At 51.3% G+C, this 20,787-nt stretch carries 17 protein-coding genes; 8 read left to right on the top strand and 9 right to left on the bottom strand.

Annotated features, from left to right (window positions below; translation table 11 throughout):
• Positions 1–68: 68 nt before the first annotated feature.
• A complete protein-coding gene (locus IPL32_00445) occupies positions 69–416 on the bottom strand; it encodes a hypothetical protein (GenBank protein MBK8464274.1) in 348 nt (115 codons plus the stop codon).
• Between the two features lie 273 nt (positions 417–689).
• On the opposite strand from IPL32_00445, the gene IPL32_00440 reads away from it, so the two are divergent.
• From IPL32_00440 to IPL32_00410, 7 genes are all read left to right on the top strand, one after another.
• Positions 690–1,133, top strand: coding sequence for a FixH family protein (locus IPL32_00440; protein MBK8464273.1), 444 nt, complete (start codon positions 690–692; stop codon positions 1,131–1,133).
• A gap of 66 nt (positions 1,134–1,199) precedes the next feature.
• On the top strand, positions 1,200–4,319 hold the full coding sequence (locus IPL32_00435; protein ID MBK8464272.1) for an efflux RND transporter permease subunit: 3,120 nt from the start codon (positions 1,200–1,202) through the stop codon (positions 4,317–4,319).
• Positions 4,306–5,766 carry a TolC family protein gene (locus tag IPL32_00430; GenBank protein MBK8464271.1) on the top strand — a complete coding sequence of 487 codons (1,461 nt, stop codon included), beginning with the start codon at positions 4,306–4,308 and terminating at the stop codon, positions 5,764–5,766. The genes IPL32_00435 and IPL32_00430 overlap by 14 nt, the downstream gene beginning before the upstream one ends.
• Entirely contained in the window at positions 5,763–7,295 is a 1,533-nt protein-coding gene (locus IPL32_00425; protein ID MBK8464270.1) for an efflux RND transporter periplasmic adaptor subunit, read from the top strand. The genes IPL32_00430 and IPL32_00425 overlap by 4 nt, the downstream gene beginning before the upstream one ends.
• Positions 7,296–7,353: 58 nt before the next feature.
• A complete protein-coding gene (locus IPL32_00420; GenBank protein ID MBK8464269.1) occupies positions 7,354–7,503 on the top strand; it encodes a YHS domain-containing protein in 150 nt (49 codons plus the stop codon).
• A 48-nt stretch (positions 7,504–7,551) separates the two neighbouring features.
• Positions 7,552–8,403, top strand: a complete 852-nt coding sequence (locus IPL32_00415) for a class II glutamine amidotransferase (GenBank protein ID MBK8464268.1) — start codon at positions 7,552–7,554, stop codon at positions 8,401–8,403.
• Between the two features lie 207 nt (positions 8,404–8,610).
• On the top strand, positions 8,611–11,046 hold the full coding sequence (locus tag IPL32_00410) for a TonB-dependent receptor plug domain-containing protein (GenBank protein MBK8464267.1): 2,436 nt from the start codon (positions 8,611–8,613) through the stop codon (positions 11,044–11,046).
• Positions 11,047–11,109: 63 nt separating this feature from the next.
• Here the strand turns inward: IPL32_00410 and IPL32_00405 are convergent, their stop codons facing one another.
• Positions 11,110–11,718, bottom strand: a complete 609-nt coding sequence (locus tag IPL32_00405; protein MBK8464266.1) for a cation transporter — start codon at positions 11,716–11,718, stop codon at positions 11,110–11,112.
• A gap of 812 nt (positions 11,719–12,530) precedes the next feature.
• Between IPL32_00405 and IPL32_00400 the strand changes: the two genes are divergently transcribed.
• Positions 12,531–13,613, top strand: coding sequence for a site-specific integrase (locus IPL32_00400; protein ID MBK8464265.1), 1,083 nt, complete (start codon positions 12,531–12,533; stop codon positions 13,611–13,613).
• Between the two features lie 94 nt (positions 13,614–13,707).
• Here the strand turns inward: IPL32_00400 and IPL32_00395 are convergent, their stop codons facing one another.
• The 7 genes from IPL32_00395 to IPL32_00365 form a co-directional block, all read right to left on the bottom strand.
• Positions 13,708–14,361 (bottom strand): molybdenum cofactor guanylyltransferase, encoded by a 654-nt coding sequence (locus tag IPL32_00395; GenBank protein MBK8464264.1) that lies wholly within the window; start codon positions 14,359–14,361, stop codon positions 13,708–13,710.
• Positions 14,362–14,367: 6 nt separating this feature from the next.
• Positions 14,368–15,567 (bottom strand): NarK/NasA family nitrate transporter, encoded by a 1,200-nt coding sequence (locus IPL32_00390; GenBank protein ID MBK8464263.1) that lies wholly within the window; start codon positions 15,565–15,567, stop codon positions 14,368–14,370.
• A gap of 87 nt (positions 15,568–15,654) precedes the next feature.
• Positions 15,655–15,894, bottom strand: a complete 240-nt coding sequence (locus IPL32_00385) for a hypothetical protein (protein MBK8464262.1) — start codon at positions 15,892–15,894, stop codon at positions 15,655–15,657.
• Entirely contained in the window at positions 15,884–16,471 is a 588-nt protein-coding gene (locus tag IPL32_00380; GenBank protein ID MBK8464261.1) for a Rieske 2Fe-2S domain-containing protein, read from the bottom strand. Before IPL32_00380 ends, IPL32_00385 begins: the two co-directional genes overlap by 11 nt.
• Complete coding sequence (locus IPL32_00375; protein MBK8464260.1) at positions 16,461–17,111, bottom strand: 4Fe-4S dicluster domain-containing protein; 651 nt, start codon at positions 17,109–17,111, stop codon at positions 16,461–16,463. The genes IPL32_00380 and IPL32_00375 overlap by 11 nt, the downstream gene beginning before the upstream one ends.
• A gap of 3 nt (positions 17,112–17,114) precedes the next feature.
• Entirely contained in the window at positions 17,115–19,346 is a 2,232-nt protein-coding gene (gene fdhF / locus IPL32_00370; protein MBK8464259.1) for a formate dehydrogenase subunit alpha, read from the bottom strand.
• A 6-nt stretch (positions 19,347–19,352) separates the two neighbouring features.
• Positions 19,353–20,441: an MFS transporter gene (locus IPL32_00365; protein MBK8464258.1), complete on the bottom strand. Its 1,089-nt coding sequence runs from the start codon at positions 20,439–20,441 to the stop codon at positions 19,353–19,355.
• Between the last annotated feature and the right edge of the window lie 346 nt (positions 20,442–20,787).

Genomic DNA, 20,787 nt, shown 5'->3' with positions numbered 1-20,787 from the left:
GGACCAGCACTACCGAATGCTTCGTCAGAGCCCTGAAAAAACTTTACGATGTGCGTAAAACCTCGCGCTTAGTTCCAATGCCAAATTTGTTCACCACCAAATAGTGATTGTGACCAACATCTGGTTACTTGCAATTTGTGACGTATATCACTGATCATCCAGAAAAAGTGGAGTATACTGTTTTCAATGATCACTCGGGTCTTGATTCTTTTCGTACTTTTCACCGTCGTCGGTGGCGTCGTGGCGGGGACACCCCTCCACGCGCCGAGCGGCAAGATGATGAAATGTTGCGATAAAGCCAAAAGCAAGGACAGATCACCTTCAGCCGAGGCTGCGCGCCTTTGTTGCGCGACAAACTGCTCAAATGCGGCGCCAATCTCGTTCGGCGGCTCGTTTAACTTCAGTCCTTCCACCATAACGGTCTACAAATCCATCGCCGATCAGATCGCAGCTTTGTTCCCAAATACAAAAATCGAGTCGTCTGTATCGCCTCAGTATTTGCGTAAGCCGTTGACGAGCACTTTCCAGCCCAAATACCTCCAATATAAATCGTTCCTGATCTAGTTTCGATGGTGAAGTGCGCCCTTTTTGGGGTGTATTGCGCCGTTGCGACTATTTCATTGTGGTTCTGCGAACTACTTTGTAGGCGTCGGAACTCTCAAGATATTTTCAACACAGGAGACTAAAAAATGAGAAAGACAGTTTTATTCATCTGCTTATTGACCATCATCGGGGTGGTCACCTTATTCACGTCCTGCAGTTCCGGCGCGCAGCCCACGGCCGAAAACCCGGTGCAGGGAAAAGTCATCAAAAGCGGTTCGATCAACAATTTGACGGTTTCGGTATCAAGCGACACCGGCAAAGTCAAAAACGGCGAGCAGGAACTAATGCTTGCTTTTACGGATGCTTCGGGCAAAGCGGTTGATGTGGGAGCGGCTTCGCTAAACTTCTACATGCCTGCGATGGGTTCGATGGGGGCGATGAACAACGCAGCGGCTTTGACCACAACTGGCACGCCCGGCGTTTATCGCGGCAAAGTCAAGATTGAGATGACCGGCGGATGGGAGATGCAAATCACATTCGAAGGTCCGGCGGGAAAAGGAAAAACGTCGATCCCCGTAACGGCGCAATAATGGGGACCCGGGACATGGGGCTCGGTTATATGTCCGCCGAAAATATTAAAACAAGGGTGTTGCTAAATGATTAATTGGCTTATCGACTGGTCGCTTAAGAACCGCGTTATCGTAATTGCAATTTATATTGCCCTGGCGATCGCGGGTTATTACGCGCTTGTAAAGACCCCGATTGATGCCATCCCTGACCTTTCGGACAATCAGGTCATAGTTTTTACCGACTGGGCGGGCCGTTCCCCGCGAGAGGTCGAGGACCAGGTTACTTATCCGCTTGTGACGAGTCTTCAGGGGCTGCCGGGAGTTCGGACCGTCAGGGCTAGTTCCGCCTTCAGCTTCTCGATGGTCAATATTATCTTTGAGGATAATGTCGATCTTTATTGGGCCCGGACACGAGTGCTGGAGCGCTTAAATCTCGTCACGAAACAATTGCCTCAGGGCGTAGTGCCAACGCTCGGCCCGGACGCGACCGGTCTTGGCCAGGTATTTTGGTACACGCTCGAATCGGACGAGATGAGCCTCCGCGATCTGCGCACGCTGCAAGACTGGTTCGTACGCTATCAGCTTAATTCAACGCCGGGGATCGCGGAGGTCGCGACGGTCGGCGGCTTTGTCCAGCAGTATCAGGTGGACATAGACCCGAATAAGCTCCGCGCTTACAACATGCCGTTATCCACCGTGGTCGAAGCGGTTGAAAGGTCGAATAACAATGTCGGCGGAAACGTCGTCGAACAGGGCGGCGAATGGGCCATTGTCCGCGGTATCGGGCTTGTCGAATCGGTCGCAGATGTCGAAAATATCGTCGTCGGCTCTCAGAACGGAACTCCGATCTATGTCCGAAACCTCGGCGAGGTCAAACTCGGCAACGCCTTTCGGACAGGCTCGCTTGATAAAAACGGAAAGGAAGCGGTCGGGGGCGTCGTCATCATGCGCTACGGCATTAGCGCGCTCGAAGCGATCGAGAACGTCAAGAAGAAGATCGAGGAGATCAAACCCGGTCTCCCTCCGGGCGTTCGGCTGGTTCCATTTTATGACCGCACCGATCTGATCAACCGCACGGCCAATACGCTCACGTGGGCGCTGACCGAGGAGTTCATCCTCGTAACAATCGTAAATCTGCTGTTCCTCGCTCATTTTCGTTCGACCCTGATAGTTACGATACCTCTTTTGCTTGCCGCGCTTGCCGCTTTCCTCCTGATGTATATCTTTGGGATCACGTCAAACATCATGTCGCTTGCCGGTATCGCGATCGCGGTTTCAGACCTCGTGGATGCTGGAATTGTTGTGACTGAAAATGCGTATCGGGCGATCGAGAAAGAGGGAGTGAGCTTTTCCGACAGAAAGCGTGTTTGGGAGATAGTGCTGGAAGCGACGAAGATGGTCGGACGCCCGATCGTCGCGTCTATAGCGATCATTGTGATCGCGTTTATCCCCGTCTTTGCATTAACAGGACAAGAAGGGAAGCTTTTTCATCCGCTGGCGTTTACGAAAACTTTCGCGATGATCGCGGCGGCGATAATCGCGGTCACGCTCATCCCTGTTCTGTGCGGCTATCTGCTCGGCGGGAAGCTGCGTCCCGAAGAGTGGAATCCGATCATGCGCTTTTTGCGTCGAGTGTACAAGCCACTGCTGATCACTGCGCTACGGAACCGGCTCGCGACGGTTTTGCTCGCTCTGGCGTTCTTCTCGGGCGCGATGTTTGTCGCGACTCAGATCGGCAGCGAGTTTATGCCGCCCCTGAATGAAGGCGACCTAATGTACATGCCCGTAACCGATCCCGCAATTTCACTGGACGAGGCAACCAGAATTCTGAGCAAACAAGACGAGATCCTGAAAGCCTTTCCAGAGGTTGAATGGGCGGTCGGAAAGGCCGGCCGCGCCGAAACTTCAACCGATCCCTCGCCGATAAACATGAACGAAACCATCGTTCATTTGAAGCCCGAAGATCAGTGGCGTGATGGGATGACGCGGGAGAAACTGATTGCCGAAATGGACGAAGCTACACGGCTGCCGGGCGTTACAAACATCTGGACGCAGCCGATCATCAATCGCATCGAAATGCTTGCCACCGGTATCCGCTCGCAGGTCGGCATCAAGATCTTCGGCAACAACCTCGATACTTTGGAAGAAACGGCGAGGGAAATTGCGACGGTGGTAAAAGATGTGCCCGGCGCAGCGGACGTTTATCCCGAGAGGATCGGCGGAGCGCCGTACGTCGATATTGATATTGACCGCACGGCGGCGGCCCGGTATGGAATTGACGTCGGAACAATTCAGGACGTGATCGAAAAAGGAATCGGCGAAACGAATCTGACCGTGACGATCGAAGGACGACGACGGTTTCCCATCCGAGTTCGCTACGCAACCGAGTTTCGCTCATCACCAACGGCGATCGGCCAGATCCCGATAACCTCTCCAGCTGGAGGGTCGATCCCTCTTTCGCAGCTTGCCGATATTCGCAGCCTCGAAGGGCCATCGATGATTCAAAGCGAGAACGGCCTGCTTCGCGGCACGGTTCTGCTCAACATTCGCGGCCGCGATATCGGAAGTTTCGTGGAGCAAGCTAAGGATGCTATTCGCGACAAAGTTGAGATGCCGGCGGGTTACTACATTACATGGAGCGGCCAATACGAAAATCAGGAGCGCGCCCGCCAGCGGCTGTTGATCGTGGTCCCGATCGTCCTGCTTATCATCTTTGCCACGCTCTATATTACATATCACTCCTTTCTCGAGGCGGCCCATATTCTGCTTGCCGTGCCGTTTGCCTTGACCGGCGGCTTTTACCTGCTCTGGATGCTGCAGTACAACTTTTCGGTCGCTGTGTGGGTTGGCTTTATTGCTCTTTTTGGAGCGGCTGTGCAGACGACAATTGTAATGGTCGTTTATCTTGAAGAGGCGGTAAAACGTAAATCGGACGAAGTCGGCCAGCTTGATAGGGAATCTTTGCTCGAAGCAGTCACCGAAGGTGCTCTTCTTCGACTTCGTCCTAAAGTCATGACCGTAATGACTATTGTTGTCGGGCTCTTGCCGATCATGTGGAGCACCGGCGCGGGGTCAGAAGTAATGAGGCCACTGGCGACACCGGTGTTTGGCGGCATGGTTTCGAGCCTCCTGCACGTGCTGATCGTAACGCCGGTCATTTTTTATTGGCTTAGGGTACGCGAATTGAAACGAAATGAAAATTTGTAAGATCACAGGCAGTCTCTTGATGACCGACTGGACCGCAAGCGTCCCGCTTGCAGTGCCATCGCGAGACGCCAACAAGTTTTTCACGTGTTCGAGCTCGTGGCAAGCTAGGAGGCTTGCTCTCAAGTCCGTTGTTAAATTATTCGCGTTCGGGTTTATATTTGCGCTGGCGGCGACGGCTCAGACAGTCCAGAGCGACCAGCCGGTTTCGCTCCTATATTTGAATCCGCAAGGCGGAATGACGGCTGACGCAGCCGTGGCCTTAGCTCTCGAAAACAATGGCGAAATACAAGCTTTGCGCAAGGAGGTCGACGCAGCGAGGGCATTGGTCAAACAAGCGGGTTTGCGAGCGAATCCAAAGCTGACCGCGAGCGGAGCAAAGCAGATTGGCGCCGCTGATAATAATCAAATGGCCGAGGCCATGCTGCCGCTTGAGCTTGGCGGACGTCGAGCAGCCCGAGTTGCCGTCGCACAACGAGAGTTAGAAATTCGCGAGTTTGCGCTTGAGAATCAGGAACGTCTGCTTGCGTCAGAAGTGAGACTCAAATTCGGTGAAGCTCTGGCGGCGATCACAAAGTTGGAGGTTACCGAAAAGACCTTGGCAGCGGCAAAGCAGGGTTTCGAGCTTGTTGCGGCTAGAGTTACTGAAGGAAAGATCGCACCGCTCGAACAGAATATTTTTCTTGTCGAGGTGAATCGGCTGCAATCGATCCGCGAAACCGCAGAAGGAAAGGCCGAGACGGCAATGTTCGAGCTTCGCAATATGATTGGGATGAAGCCGGAAGAACCGCTGCGTCTTCGCGGCGATTTCAATAACCTAATCGCAACGCCGCCTTCAGTCTCCGGATCAACCGATTACGCTTTGCGTGAGCGTCCCGATCTGCAAGGTGCAAGGACAATGGACCAACTGGCTGTCGCACAAATAGAAAAGGCAAAGTCTGAAGGGCGGATCGACGCAAGCGTCAAGGCGGGTTACCAGCGCATGAACACCGGCTTTATGCTCAGCGGTTTTGATGACCGCGGCCTTTTGCGGCCCATTCAGGATGTATTTCACTTTTTCACCTTTGGGGTTGAAATCGATCTTCCGCTGCTCAACCGAAATCAAGGAGCGGTCGAAGCCGCCAAATTCGAGCGAGAAGCGGCTCAGAGGCGAATTGAGTTTGGCGAACTTACTATCCGGCGCGAAGTTGCCGTGGCCTTCGCTCGATATAACCGTTCGGCGCGGTCATTGTCGATCTTTCAAAACGGCGTTCGCGATCAGGCAAATTCTAATTTGCAGGTAATTTGGCAAACCTACGAACTTGGTTCGAGAAGTTTGCTTGACTACATTGCCGAGCAACGGCGTTTTCTCGATGTCGAGAACGAATTGATCGATGCCGGACTCGAAACATACATAGCAAACATTGAGATCATGCGGGCGACCAATGCACCGGAGTTAAAAAGGAAATGACCGAAGAGAATAACGAAGAGTTCAATAAAGAAACAGAAATGGGCGAAAACTCGAAGGCAACACCGAATCGAAAGCCGCTGTATATCGCATTATCGGTCATCGGCGTTGTCCTAGTGGGAGTGTTACTTTTTTGGTATTTGGGCTCGCGTGAGGGTGGAAATGCCGTCCCGGCTCCACGGACGGTCACATTCGACGACAACAGCACCGGACAAACAACAGAAACTACGGCCGAACAAACTGTCACCATTCTGCCCGATCAGGTTGAAAAGATCGGCTTGAAGATCGAAACGGTTGGCGAAACGTTATCGAGTGAAGCAATGGATGTGGCCTCGACCGGCGTCGTCCAGTCAAATGCCTACAAAGAAACGCCGGTGATCTCACTTCTCGGTGGGGTACTCCGATCCGTTAGTGGCGAACTAGGCCAGTATGTTGGCAAAGGCCAAACGCTTGCCGTTATCTTCAGCGATGAACTTGCAGCGTCTCAATCGCGCTATCTGGCCTTGCAATCCGACGCTCAGGCCGCACGGCAAAACTACGACCGGACGGCAAAACTCGTTAAGATCAGCCCCGTGAGCAATACAGACGTTGACCAAATGTTGGCGCGGTTAAAAACCGTTCAGGCTGAGCTGGAAGAAAACCGTAAGAGACATGACCGTACGCTTAAGTTACTTGAAATAGGGGCTGTCAGCCGCGAGGAATTTGAGCAGGCCACGACAAAAGTACGAGCGTCGGAGGCGGACGTTGAAGAAGCGAAAAAAAGATTTGACCGTGCCGTCAAGGTCGCCGAGATCAATCCTGTCAGCCGAAACGAATTTGAGCAGGCCGCCGTCAAACGCCAAACGGCCGAATCCGACCTTGCGACCGCCAAGCAAAGACTCTTGTTGCTAGGTTTGTCACCGCAAAAAGTAAATTCGCTCCGCTCCCCATCGCAAATAACGTCGGAAATCGCATTGATTGCGCCTATATCAGGCACGATCACAAAGCGAGACGTAAACGCGGGTGAAGTTGTCGAGGCAAACAAGGAATTGATGCGTGTTACAAATCTCGCAAGCGTTTGGGTTATCGCTCAGGTCTTTGAAAAGGACCTTTCATCGGTTCGTGATGGAAGCGGAGCAAGCGTTACAACCGGCGCCTATCCTGACAGGCTCTTTCGCGGTCACGTAACCTACATCGACCCAAATATCAGCCCCGAAACACGCACCGCACAAGTCAGAGTCGAACTCGACAATCCGGGACAAGTCTTGAAGATCGGAATGTACGTAAACGTCGCCTTTGGCGGGGGTGGGATGGCCGAACGCACAATGCCGATGATCCCGTCGTCCGCCGTCCAAAATATGAACGACAAACAGGTTGTTTTCGTCGCCACCGACAAACCAAATGTCTTTAATGTAAAGCCGGTGCGTCTCGGCAAAGAAAACAACGGTAGGTTTGTCGTTCTCGAAGGGCTGAATGTCGGCGACAAGATCGTCACAGACGGCAGCTTCCTGCTCCGTGCTGAAATACTAAAAAAGGACCCGACACATCATTAAGGTCGGATACGCTTTGTCAGAGTACGGCCTGCTTTGCCGCACATTTAAGGAGAACATGATGATTATAGACTTGGTTTGTAAAATGGAGATTGACGAAGAAGCCGCCAGCTATTCGTTGAATTATGATGGCAAAGACTACTTTTTTTGTTCGGAAGGGTGTATGGAAGAATTCACGCGTCGCCCGCTTGATTATGTAGAATCCGTTTAGCCGCGCTAGACGTAGGAGACAATCGCGATGTGTAGATTTCTCGGCTATTTGGGAAGCGAAATTTTGCTCGCTGACCTGATTTCAAATCCAGCTAACTCACTCATTCGTCAAAGTTATAAGTCCAAAGAACGGAGCGAGCCACTAAATGGCGACGGGTTTGGCGTCGGTTGGTACTCACCAGCGATTTCCAACGAGGCTTGTGTTTTTACCAGCATAACTCCAGCCTGGAACAACCGGAACCTGTTGAATTTGGTCGAGCATATCCGATCGCCCTGTTTTTTCGCTCACATTCGCTCCGCATCGCCCGGAATGGTTGTCTCCGAAAGTAATTGTCATCCATTCCGTCAAGGGCGATTTATGTGGATGCACAACGGTACGATCGAAGGCTTTAGCTCTATAAAGCGCCGCCTGCGACACTCGCTGACTGACGAGATTTATCAGACGATTGAAGGCACCACGGATTCAGAGCACGCTTTTGCTGTTTTCTTGAACCTTCTGGGCCGACACACGGAAAAACTAGTAGCAGTGGATTTGGCGAGCGGATTGGTGAAAACCATTCGCCAACTTGAGGAATGGGCGTATGAAGCTGGAATCAAAAAGCCTTCAGTTTACAATTTTGCGGTCACTGATGGTGAGAGCCTTGTAACAGTGCGTTATGTCTCCAATCCGCAAATTGAGCCGATTTCACTCTACTTTTCAAACCGCGGAAAATACAGGTACCGTGAAGGGAAGTTTGAAATAGTTGAATCCGACAGCGAACAAAGCGGAATCATCATCGCTTCCGAGAGATTGACCGATGATCGCACGAGTTGGACTAGAGTCGCCCCAAACCACGTCGTAATTATTAATAGTGGATTGGACGTGGTGGTACAACTTCTACCCAACGTACGGGTCAGTTAAATAAATCCAACAACTGGAGAACAAGGCAGACCTGTCGTGTCAGCCTCAAATCATCAATCAGTAACAAGCTAACGTCGCGTTCATTTGCCACTGCAATATGTCGTTTGACACTGCCGACAGGGTCTTGTACTTTTATTAATATGAAATTGAAAATCGATTTCAATAAGGGTTTTTGTTTTTAGTGGCTCGTAATCTAACTGGTGTTTTATGAAGAGTATTACTGTGAGATCCGTTGCTTTTAGTTTAGCCTTATCCATTTTTGCCGTAATCGGTTATTCACAGGAGCGTAATGGCGTGGAGGGGCGAATCGTTGATAGTAACGGCGACGTAGTTGCGGGAGCAACGCTGACCGTTCGGCACCAGGATGTCCGGTTGGTTGCAAAAGCCGTAACAGACGGCGAAGGCCGGTACTCGCTTACAAATATGTCAGAGGGTAAGTATAACGTCACGATCGGTGCCATAGGTTTTGCGACACTACACAGTGAAATGACGATCCCGTCAACGCAGCTAGTCGTCTTTACCATAACACCCGGAGGCATTGCAGTGGACGTTTCCGTTACGTCAAGCTATCTCGCTGGAACCCCGGAAAGCCTTTCGGAAATTCCGGGTTCTATCGAACGGATCGATAGGCAAACACTGGAAAACAGCCGCGCGTTCAATTTCTCCGAAGTGCTTAGGAAAGTATCCGGTGTGAATGTAAGGGATGAGGAGGGGTTTGGTTTGCGGCCCAACATCGGCATTCGCGGCACCAATCCGACGCGCTCAACCAAGGTGTTGCTGCTTGAAGATGGACTTCCGTTGTCTTATGCGCCCTACGGAGATAATGCGTCTTACTACCATCCTCCGGTGGAGAGATACGAGTCGATCGAGGTTCTCAAGGGATCGGGTCAGATTGCTTATGGCCCACAAACGATCGCGGGCCTAATCAACTATCTGACACCCAATCCGCCTGATAAACCGACTTTTAATTTCAAACTAGAAGGCGGCAATAGAAGTTTTTTCAACGGCGGAGCAGGTTTTGGCGGCACGTTTGGCAAACTTGGTGCGATTTTCAATTTCAATCATAAGCAGGGTAACGGGTCGAGAGAGAACACAAGTTTTAAGTTATATGATTTTTCGAATAAATCGGTTTTGCAGTTAAACGCTCGCAACGCCCTGACTGGAAAATTTACTTTCTTTCGCGAGGATTCGAATCTAACCTACACGGGTGCGACCGAGGCGGAATTCGCCGCAGACCCCCGAGGCAACATATTTAAGAACGACTTCTTTTATGGCCGCAGGTCCGGTGTTTCGTTGCAGCACGCCGCGGTTCTGACCTCTAAAATCAATCTGACGACTAGCTTTTACTCTAACTATTTTTCACGCGACTGGTGGCGTCAGTCGTCCAATTCCAGTCAGCGTCCTAATCGTTTGAATGTCGATCCCGACTGCCTCAGCCTGGCTGCATTGAACACCACGTGCGGCAACGAAGGAAGGCTTCGCGATTATCGTACTCAGGGTATCGAGACGCGGCTGACCACAAACTTCAATTTCGGATCAGTTGCGAATGAACTTGTCGTCGGTTTTCGAATTCATGGCGAGGATCAGGAACGGATCCAGCGAAATGGCGACCTTCCAACATCGCGCGACGGCACTATTGCTGAAAACAACGAGCGTAAAGCTTTCGCTCAATCCGGATTTATTCAACATCGCTTTACATGGAACAACCTCGCATTGACGCCGGGCGTACGTTTTGAGCGCGTCGTATTTAGCCGAACGAATCGTCTCGCTAACAACGGAGCGGGGGCGACCGGTGAAACAACCGTGACCGAGATGATTCCGGGTTTCGGTATTGCCTACTCGGGTGTTAAGAACACTACGGTATTTGCCGGCGTTCATCGCGGGTTCTCCCCGCCGAGAGTAGAGGATGTCGTCACAAATTCTGGCGGCGTGATCGAGCTTGATTCAGAATTGAGTTGGAACTATGAGGTCGGAGTGCGAACTCGACCACTCAGAGGAACCGAATTGTCCGCCGCATTTTTCCGCAACGATTATCAGAATCAGATTGTCGCGGCTTCGATCGCTGGCGGGGCGGCCTTCACAAACGGCGGAGCCACACTACAGCAGGGGTTTGAATTTACGGGGCAGATCGATTCCGGCTCTGTTTTTCGTAGCCCCCATAATCTTTACCTACGAACCGCCTATACCTTTTTGCCGACGGCGGAGTTCCGTGGCATGCGCTTAAGCTCTATCACCAGTTCGGCAACACTTAGTGTGTACTGCCCGACGACCAGGCGGGTCTCGGTAACCAGTTGTTCGATCACTGAGAATCGCCTTCCGTATGCACCGCGTGTCCTTATGACGACAAGCATCGGCTATTCGCATCCCCGCGGTTTCGATGCTTTTGTGGAAAACGTTTACATCGGGCGCCAGTTCGGCGACGATTTGAACGCGGTTAACCCGAACTCGAATGGCCAGCTTGGAGCGATACCAAGCCAAACTTATTGGAACGCGACGGCAAACTATCGTGTCGAGAAATGGAGGACGACATTTTTCGTTACGGGCAAGAACTTGCTCGACCGGATATACATCGTTGACCGTACGCGTGGATTGCTGCCCTCTGGCCCGCGTCTCGTGCAAACGGGAATCAAAGTGAGTTTTTAATTTGGCAGAGGCGAAATATCCGTAGGAAACACGGCGTTTAGGTTTGAGTGTAGAAAGCTCAATCTATGCACTCCGTAGTTCGCGTTTTGCACCTGAAAAGACGCGGAAAGCGGAGCGTAAGAATAGGCAAACCAATGCGAGGGCTATGATGATGTCCGGCCAGCCCGACTGAAAGAACCAAACTGCACCGGCAGCGACAAAGACTGAGATATTCGACGCAATATCGTTACGCGAACATTCCCACACCGAACTCATATTCACATCGTCAGTCTTGTGCCGCGTAAGCAGATAAAGACATATCGAATTCCCGACAAGAGCAAGCAAACTAACAACACCCATTATTTCAAAAATAGGAACCGTCGGAACCATCAGCTTGTAGATCACCTGTCCGAGCACAACGAGAGCCGCCAGTAGGATCAAACCGCCTTTGAACAAAGCGACCTGAGCCTTAGCCTGAGACGATTTATAAACAACATAAAGGCTGAGTCCATACGTCATCGCATCGCCAAGATTGTCAAGTGAATCCGACAGCAACGCGCTCGACCCCGCATAAATGCCCGCACCGACTCCCGCCGCAAACATCACGACGTTTATCCCGAGCACGATCTTCAGCGTCGAACTCTGCTTCTCCCTCAAAGCGTCTATAGCACAATCATCTTCACAACAAGCCATAACAATTCAGAATAGGTTAATGCCCAAATGTTATCAATAAGAGCAGCGGGTTGACGGCTCAACATGGTTCCAAACATCCTCAAAGAACTGTGTCGAAGGCCGACCCTGAAGAGTCTTGGAGGACCGCAATGGCTGATACGTTCTATGAAAAATAATAGCGGATGACAGTCGCTAAGATATGGTATTATTCCTTGAAAGAATCGAAGCGAAAGGTGTTCCTTTTTGAATTGAGCACGCTACGGATGCTTTGAATTCTATCAGGTGACTTGGTTGCAGGTTGGTTGCAGCGTTCCTGATCATGGCTAATTAACGATGAATCCGTGTGGCCGTAAGCTGTTGATTCTAAGAGGTTTTGAGCAGTTTTGACAATTTATACAAACCTACCTAAATCGCTTGGGGTGCGAGAGGTCGTGAGTTCAAATCTCGCCGTCCCGACCAATAAACATGGGGCTTTCGGAGAAATCCGAAAGTCCCATTTTTCGTAGTTTCCCACAGCCACGAGAGGGCGGGTTGCTAAGCCTCCTGATTACCGCATTTACGGCCTAACACCCGTCAGAAAAAGCGCCTCCATTTTGCAACCAACTTTCTGCACCTCAACGTAGAGTAATTTTGGTGAACAGACACACCACTGCGGTGAAGAGACGAACCAAAATGGCTCTTCAGCGTTCCAAAATCGCTCTTTTACCACCGATTTCCGAGTAAATAAGCGGCTAACAATTAGCGGAATAGAATTTGCGAAAGGCTACTTAGAAGGATCCTGGTTTCCGACGCCTCGAGCCACTGATCTAACGCAAGTCTATTTCGCTAAGAATATGTCTGTTTACAAACGATACAACGGTAAGCGAGTCTCATCCTCACATCCCGACTACTCGAAAGCTCGATGGTGGATCTACAAGAGGCTAAAAGGAAAGGTCATTCATCAAAGTGTTCCGGAAGCGAAGACAAAACAAGAAGCTGAGCTAGCGGAGCGGCAGATCATTAAAGCATCGTTTGATCATAGCTACAATGTCACAGATACCACTACCACTCTTGCCTCGTTCATCGACGAGAAATATCGGCCCTATGTCCAGCAGAACAACGTCAATAAAGGAGCTAAGGAACTTTACATAAGGCTTCTACTTGGTCACTTCAAGAAGCAAACATTGTCTAGCATCAGTCCTCAGGACTGCCGAAACTGCCGAACCAAACTTCAGACTCGCCAAAACAAACGTAAGAAAGAAAGTGCACTTTCTTCGGCGTCGATCAACCGGATAATGTCAACCTTATCTAAGATCTTCAGCTTAGCCTGCGAAGAGGGAATTCTGGAGCGGAACCCGATGCAATACGTGAAGGCTCTACCGGAACCGCCCCCTCGAAGACGGCTGCTAAATCCGAAACAAAAGGAGGCCCTTTGGACGGAGTTGGAGAAGGATACGCTACTTTATCGACTGATAGTCCTCGCAGTGAATCTTCCATTACGTCGCGGACAACTTGTCGCGATCACGGAAGATGTTATCGATTTTGAAAACGAACATGTTTTTGTGATCGGTTCGAAGGGAAGACCTCCACGCCTAGTTCCGCTCAACGCGACCGCGACAAAGGTTTTGAAAGCGATGATCGATGAAAAACAGTTGCCGTTCCCCGTAAAAGATTTCCGTAAACGATGGCAAACGGCACTCCGTAACGCTGGGATAAACAAGAAAGGCGGAACGAGAGAAGAGAACTATCACTTCCACGATCTTCGCAGCTATTTCGCCAGCGAGCTAATCCGGCGAAATACGAACCCGCTTATAGTCCAGAATCTGTTTGCGCACTCTGACATGAGCATCACAACGGTCTACGCTCAAACTGATGACAAACTCTTGTTGGAGGCTGTCAAGCGGCTTGACGAAATCGATAACGGTGAGGTGCAGTAATTTTGCATTACTTCGCAAATCAGAACGGTTCATTTCCTTCGGATGAGAGTCGGACTGATAACTGATCTTTCCATGGCCGGGCATCGCGGTCGAATTATCTCGGGTTCAGAAAAGCCGGTCGGGGTCGCATCTTTTCAATTTCGACTGCTGCTCGATATTCCTCGGGTGTGTTCAAGTTTAAGAACAAGAATTCGGAGCCTTGAATATCTTTAATCTCGGAAAACCCAATTACCCGTACCTGGAGTCGTTCACGCAATCGTTGTATTCGCCATTCACGATCGGACAACATTGTTTCGACCTTGGGAAGGCACGAGTCCCGCCGGTACAGCCCACAAAGCGGCTGATTGCGTCCATCTGGCTGTTCGGCGAAGATGGCATCAATATGATTCATTTCCGAGTCTAGGCAATGCCGCAAAATGTCTACCATCCGAGTCATCAATTCGCCAGTGACAAATGGCAGGTCGCACGCGAGTACGGCTATCCACTCGGTTTTAGCGCTCACAAGCGCTGTATAAAATCCCACGATTGCTCCGCGGGCGTCTCCCATAACGGGATGATCTTGAATTATCGGAAGCGAAGTGATTGCGTCATTTGAATTGCCGACCAAATAGACTGTGTTTGCGATCGAAAACATGGCACCGGCTGCCCGATCTATGAGCGTCCTGCCTCCGAGCAACAGTGCCGCTTTATCTTGCCCCATGCGTCGGCTTTGGCCGCCTGCCAAAACAAATCCATCGATCAAACTCATTGCGTTCTAAGAAGATTCTCCGGTTCTCTCGTAACTCCTCATTGTTGGCTTGATAAATGAAAAATAATTGACCACAAGACAAATCACGGAAAATAAAGAAAGAAACACAAACCCGAGCGTATAAGATCCGGTGGCGTCCTTAACGAAGCCGAGTTCCAGTGGTGGAAAAAAACCTCCCAGCCCGCCAAACGCCCCGACAAGTCCAGTGACTGTAGCGGTTTCGTTCGGGAAATACTGAGGAACGAGCTTAAATACGGCTCCGTTCCCCAGGCCAAGTGCAGCGGCGCAACCAAGCGCTCCGATCGTGAAAGGAACGATAGAAACGGAGCTCAACAGAAGTGCAAGTACAGCGATCGCCGCGAAAACACCGAGTAGAACCTTGCCGCCTCCGATCTTGTCGGCCAAGATCCCGCCAACTGGTCGCAGGACGGTTGCTACAAGGACAAATCCCGCGGTGCGGGCCCCGGCGTCGGTCGGGGTTAAGCTAAATATTTCCCTCAAGAAGGTGGGCAGATAAAGGGCGAGAGCGACGAAACCGCCGAATGTAAGGAAATAGAATAATGACAGTATCCAGGCGTAGCCGGAGGTTCGCAGAACGCTGAGATTCTGCTTCAGTGTTTTTGGAGCGGCCGTTACAGCAGCGTCCTGAGCAGAAAAATAGAACATTAGTCCCCAGCTAAATGTGACGGCCGCAAAGATGAAGAAAACATAACGCCAGTCACCCAAGTAGATCGCGAGGACAGGTGCGGAAAATACAGCGATCGACTGTCCAATGTTGCCCATTCCGTAAATGCCAAGGGCGGTCCCCTGCTTTTCACGACTGAACCATTTTGAGGTAAAGCCGACGCCGACCGGAAAGGATGTTCCGGCGAGCCCGAGAAATAGTCCGAGGATCAGTAGTTGGGTGTAACTTTGCGAAAAGCCTATAGCGATCGCAGGTACCGCTGAAAATATGAGAAGGGCCGCAAAGATACGTCGACCGCCATATTTATCCGCCAGCATTCCGGCAAAAAGACGGCCGATCGAGCCCAGCAGGACAGGAATCGCGATCAAAAGGCTTTTTTCCTTGCCAGAAAGGCCGTATAGCTCGGTGAAGGTGGGGGCGAGTGCGGCGATAAGACCCCAGACGGCAAACGTAACGGCAAAGGCAGTTGTCGAAAAAAAAAGTGCCCGAGCTGAGCCAGGCTGAAATGTCTTGGTATCCATACGTCTTATACAAGGTTCCCGTCAAGTCTTATACCTGTGGCCACAAACCGAGCGAAATCAACGAGCTTAATGAAAAACTGGGTCGGCTCATCGAGGCGGAGAGGGTTTCCACCAAACGATTATGCTAAGTGCGATCAGCCAGCAGATACCTGAGGCAATGACGAGCGGAGCCAGTTGAGTGTACGCATGCGCAAGAGCAGCCTCTACCGCTGCCGAGAGGATCCAGAGTTGAGCCACGTTGATCATAACAAGCATCGCGAGACGGGCCTGCCAAACGGCGGCGAGTCCGCGGCTCTGCGGTCTTTGCGGCTTGACGTTAGCCTTCATTTCCACGCACCTCTCTTTTAACTGCAAAGATCTCGCCATTGATCGTCTCAAGCTCAATTCTGTCGAGAGGACGCGGCGGCGGGCCATATAATACTTCGCCGGTCTTGGAGCTAAAACCACCATTGTGACACGGGCATTCGAGACGGTCGTTTGCTTTTGAATAGTAGACCGGGCAAGACAGATGCGTGCATTTCTGCCCAAAGGCAGCGTAGTTTCCATCCGTGTCTCGTATAAGGATCGCAGTATCTTCCGTAGCCGGATACGTAAAATTCAGAGCTGTTCCCGGTTCAATGCTCATTGCTCCGTCGATCTTTGCCGGAGCGAAGGTCTTTGGCGAACGGGCATCGTAGGCAGCTTTGCCAGCGAATCCGGCTGCACCGACGAATAATGCGCTCGATGTCAAAAAGAGAAAGTTGCAAAACTCCCGCCTGGTGACCTGAGCCTCGCTGTCGCGCTCGTACGGAAACTCGGCCTGAAACGGAGCGGTCGCCGCACGGACGTTGTTTTCATCCGATATTTCATTATCTGCGGCTAGTATCTTCTTGATTGATTCTTGGTCGAAGGCTTTAGAATTCATTGCTTTTATCGGATTCCTCCACTTGAGTGTCTATCCACGATTCTTCCCTAACAGGAGCGCCATCGAGAGCTATCTGTCCTTCGAAAACGCCACACCCGTCAATGCTGACCTCGTCGGCGTCTGTCGGCAGCATCATGTAGACCTTTGTCTTGACACTCTGATTGCCAAAAACATGAGCATTGACCGGCTTAGTTCTTCGCAGCGGAACGATCTGCTCATAGGTGCCGAAGGCTAATGCACCGGTCGGGCAAACGCTGGCGCACATTGGCATCAGGCCCTCACTTGTTCGGTCGTAACACATGTCGCATTTCATCTGTAAATGCATCGCAGAGTTGTACTTCGGCACGCCAAACGGGCACGCGTTCACGCAATTGCGGCAATCGAGACATCGCGGCTTTAGCGCTGACATAACCACGCCATCTTCATTCTGTTTGATCGCGTCTGCGGGGCAGACAAGCGCACAAGTCGGTTCTTCACAATGCATGCAAATGGTCGGCATGGTAGCGGTTGTCTCGCTGCGGTCGATGTAATCGACAAAGATCATCGAGTACCCCTTATGCGTCGAACACTCGCGGCACGCTGCGACACAGGATCTGCATCCTATGCATCGCTGCGGATCGATAAACATGGTTTCGTTCATGCGCTATTTTCCTCTCTGCACTTCGTTCTGTGACGTTCCCTTTCGCACCTCGCCTAGTATCGGCAATTCTCTCGTAAGTATTTTCTCTAAACGCGCGGCACATGCCTTGAATTCCGGTATCTTTGAGGTCGGGTCGAGTGCTGCGTTGGTGATCTGATTCGCCGCGAGTTCCTCCCCCCAATGATAGGGCACAAAGATCGTGTCTGGCCTGATCGTTTTTACGACCAGAGCGGGAAAGATGCCTTCACCGCGACGCGAAACTACCTTCACACGCTCGCCGTCGTTGATCTTGTACTTCATCGCGGTTTCAGGATGCATCTCAACGAAAGGCTCCGGGCACTGCTGAACAAGAAAGCCGATACGCCGAGTCTGATTACCGGACAAATACTGGTGAACGATGCGCCCGCTGGTAAAGATCAGAGGATACTCTTCATCGGGCTTCTCGGCGGCCCCTTTATACTCGATCGCGTGAAATTTAGCCTTACCGTCGTCGTGAGCGAACCGGTCCTCGAAAAGGCGTGGCGTCCCCGTACTTTCCTCGGTCGGGCACGGCCAGAAGACGCCGTCCTGCTTGTCGATCTTTTCGTATGTGATTCCGAAATAGTCAGCCTTACCACCCTTGGAGGCGGCGCGAAGTTCGTCAAATATGGCCCGGGGGGACTCAAACTGAAAGTACTTACCGCGGCCCATCCGGACCGCGATCTCCTGCAATATCCGCCAGTCCTGGCGTGCTTCTCCCGGAGGGTCTATCGCCTTATTTATCTTTATCACACGGCCCTCACCGCTCGTAGTCGTACCTTCGTCCTCGGACCATGTCGTGCCGGGAAGTACTACATCGGCGTAACGGGCACTTTCGGACAAAAAGAAGTCGATGCAGACGTTAAATTCGAGCCCTTCGAGCGACTTCCGCACCTGATTGGTATCCGGTAGCGAGACCATCATGTTGCTGCAGATCGACAGCAAGCCTCTGATCTCGTCCTCGCGCATTTTGTTGAAAAGCTCCACGGCAGATACGCCTGCTTCAGGCAATTCTGATTCGTCAATGCCCCAAACTTCGGCTATGTATTTCCGATGTTCTGGATTTAGCATCGAGCGATAGCCGGGTAGTTGGTCGGCCTTCTGTCCATGTTCTCGGCCGCCCTGCCCGTTGCCCTGACCGGTGATCGTGCCGTAACCGCGGCCTTCCGAGCCGATCTTCCCGGTCGCAAGTGCGATATTGATATAACTCAGTACGTTCTCGGTTCCGTTCGAATGGTGCTCGATGCCGCGGGCGTGCATGATCATGCCGGTTTTTGCACGACCGTAGAGGCGAGCGGCCTGAATGATCTTTTCCGCTGGAACGCCGGAGATCTCCGAAGCGACATCGGGTGGATAATTTAATGCCGCCGCCCTGGTCGCTTCCCAGTCATTAGTGCGGCTGTCGATAAACGCCTGGTCGATCAGGTTTTCGGTGATCAGGACATTCAAGATGCCGTTGGCGACCGCGACGTCTGTACCGGGCTTGAGTTGTAAATGCAGATCGCCCTGACGAGCTGTTGGGGTCTCACGCGGATCGATGACTATCCACACACCACCGTTGTCACGCTGTTTCCAGAGAAATCCATTGAGGATGGGGAACGTCTCGGCACAATTTGCTCCGGCAATGATCAGAACTTCCGCGTGGGGAATATCGCTCCACGGGTTTGCCGCCCGGTCGATGCCGAACGCCTTGTTGTTGCCGCCTGCGGCGGATGCCATGCAAAGTCGTCCGTTGTAGTCAATGTACCTGGTCTGCAATCCAAGGCGGGCGAATTTACCTACGAGATAGGTCTTTTCGGTCGTCAGTGAAGAGCCAGAATAAACAGCGATCGAATCCTTGCCATATTTTTCCTGTAGTCCCTTAAACTTCGACACGATCAGATCGAGCGCCTCGTCCCAGCTTGCCCGCTCAAAATTGCCGTTTCGCTTTATCAGCGGGTATTCAAGCCTGTCTGGATGATGTGTCTGCAGATACGCAGTCACTCCCTTGGGACACAGCCGGCCTTCGTTGACCGGAAAATCGTAACGCGGTTCTACGCCGACAACATGATTCTTTTCAACCAGCAGATTCATGCCACACTGCATACCGCAATATGGGCAGTGGGTTGGCACTATTTTGTCGATCTTTCGTTCAGCACTCCAACCGCCGATCGGCTCATCGTGCAGATGGGGGCCAAAACGGTCAATAATGCTTGCGAGATTTTCTACTTTTGACATTGTTAATTATTCGCCGTCAGCGCGGGTGCCGTGAAAGACCTTATCCGGGCGATCCATAAGAACGGAGTATGCCAGCCCTCGCATTACCCGCTTACACCGTGGGCAATAGTCCTGCAATGTTTCGCCATTTTCCATTGTGTAGTCAAAACCAACTTTTTCGACGACGCTCTTCAGATCGCCGAGCCACATAACGGATGCGAATTCTACGCCGCACCGCCGACATTTTGCCTGCTCCATTTCTTTGGCTCGCTGCTGATAGAGTTCAACGCCGATCGACGCCGGGCGCTGGACGACATGAAACAGCTTGCCGAACGGTAGGAAGAAAAGCGTCATTATCACTATCGCTTGATGGGTCAGGGCAATGAACGAGTACATATACCCACCGAAATACGTGCTCGATGCCGTTAGCATGAGACCCGAGACACAGATCGCAATCAACAGAAGATGCGGAACAAAATCCAAAAGAAATTGCTGGACCGCAATTGCTCCGCGGTCTTTTAAGCGGCGATGGATCGCAATAGCACAGCCCGCTAGAACCATGAGGGCTGTGAAATTGAGGGCCTTGAATGTGAAAAAAGCCATTACGCTGTGGACGTCCATCGACTGCATTGGAAAGCCGAATACGTAGGCCTTGTAGCCTGTCTCGCTCTCAAGTTTGAAATGTATCCAGCCCCAAACAAGCGGGAATGTGATGGCCGCTGACAAAACACAGCCCCACATGATCAGAAAATGCATCAGCCATCTTGATTTGGCCCGTTTGAAGATAAACTTCTGGGCGAGCATGTTTATGCCAACCGTTTTTGTGGCGTCTAGTGTGTTGCGTGCAAATTTCTTTCGCTGGAAAAAAAGCTTCAACCCTCTGGAAAAATATGCACGCGTCGCCGGACGCTGGAGCCAAAGCGCATAGCGGAAAAATATTGCGCCAAACGCGACGATACTCGCGATCAGATACCCGAATAAAGCCGAATCGAAATGTTCAAGATTTCGCGAACCGACAATAACAAGTGCCGTCAGAGCCATTGATGCCCCGAGCCCGATCAAGGTCGGGTTGCGATAATTAATCGAAGTAGCTGGCTTGGTGATCTCGATGGGCATTCGTTTTTTCTATAGGGCAACCATCTGTCGTCTGCAAAATGAGTGCCAACCTAAAAGAGAATATGGTGCGTACAACTAATGAGCAATTCCTTGGGCTTAGATAGTTATCATATATTCGAAACGTTACAGGCGAAAATACCAGTGCGCGTATTTATGCGGATCGGCAGCGTGAAAACTCGCGGTCAAAGAAGATCCGGATCGATAGCGAGTAATGTAAAAATGAGTAGAAGGCCCTTCGTAAACGTGATAGATCACAGTCGAATTTCCTGTTAGTAAAAGTGTACGGAGAAAATACTTCATGTGAGTCCTCTCGTGCTCCCTTATTAAATATCAAATTCCGGCCGTT

The organism is Chloracidobacterium sp. (assembly GCA_016711345.1).
Lineage (GTDB): Bacteria > Acidobacteriota > Blastocatellia > Pyrinomonadales > Pyrinomonadaceae > OLB17.
The sequence above is the reverse complement of the archived record's forward strand: the minus strand, read 5'-3'. Positions and strand labels throughout refer to the sequence as shown.

What these genes read in the sequence shown, in the direction of transcription:
- IPL32_00445 (MBK8464274.1), bottom strand. Translation starts at nt 416, where the DNA reads ATGGTGGAAGGACTGAAGTTAAACGAGCCGCCGAACGAGATTGGCGCC.
- IPL32_00440 (MBK8464273.1), top strand. Translation starts at nt 690, where the DNA reads ATGAGAAAGACAGTTTTATTCATCTGCTTATTGACCATCATCGGGGTG.
- IPL32_00435 (MBK8464272.1), top strand. Translation starts at nt 1,200, where the DNA reads ATGATTAATTGGCTTATCGACTGGTCGCTTAAGAACCGCGTTATCGTA.
- IPL32_00430 (MBK8464271.1), top strand. Translation starts at nt 4,306, where the DNA reads ATGAAAATTTGTAAGATCACAGGCAGTCTCTTGATGACCGACTGGACC.
- IPL32_00425 (MBK8464270.1), top strand. Translation starts at nt 5,763, where the DNA reads ATGACCGAAGAGAATAACGAAGAGTTCAATAAAGAAACAGAAATGGGC.
- IPL32_00420 (MBK8464269.1), top strand. Translation starts at nt 7,354, where the DNA reads ATGATTATAGACTTGGTTTGTAAAATGGAGATTGACGAAGAAGCCGCC.
- IPL32_00410 (MBK8464267.1), top strand. Translation starts at nt 8,611, where the DNA reads ATGAAGAGTATTACTGTGAGATCCGTTGCTTTTAGTTTAGCCTTATCC.
- IPL32_00405 (MBK8464266.1), bottom strand. Translation starts at nt 11,718, where the DNA reads ATGGCTTGTTGTGAAGATGATTGTGCTATAGACGCTTTGAGGGAGAAG.
- IPL32_00400 (MBK8464265.1), top strand. Translation starts at nt 12,531, where the DNA reads ATGTCTGTTTACAAACGATACAACGGTAAGCGAGTCTCATCCTCACAT.
- IPL32_00395 (MBK8464264.1), bottom strand. Translation starts at nt 14,361, where the DNA reads ATGAGTTTGATCGATGGATTTGTTTTGGCAGGCGGCCAAAGCCGACGC.
- IPL32_00390 (MBK8464263.1), bottom strand. Translation starts at nt 15,567, where the DNA reads ATGGATACCAAGACATTTCAGCCTGGCTCAGCTCGGGCACTTTTTTTT.
- IPL32_00385 (MBK8464262.1), bottom strand. Translation starts at nt 15,894, where the DNA reads ATGAAGGCTAACGTCAAGCCGCAAAGACCGCAGAGCCGCGGACTCGCC.
- IPL32_00380 (MBK8464261.1), bottom strand. Translation starts at nt 16,471, where the DNA reads ATGAATTCTAAAGCCTTCGACCAAGAATCAATCAAGAAGATACTAGCC.
- IPL32_00375 (MBK8464260.1), bottom strand. Translation starts at nt 17,111, where the DNA reads ATGAACGAAACCATGTTTATCGATCCGCAGCGATGCATAGGATGCAGA.
- fdhF (MBK8464259.1), bottom strand. Translation starts at nt 19,346, where the DNA reads ATGTCAAAAGTAGAAAATCTCGCAAGCATTATTGACCGTTTTGGCCCC.
- IPL32_00365 (MBK8464258.1), bottom strand. Translation starts at nt 20,441, where the DNA reads ATGCCCATCGAGATCACCAAGCCAGCTACTTCGATTAATTATCGCAAC.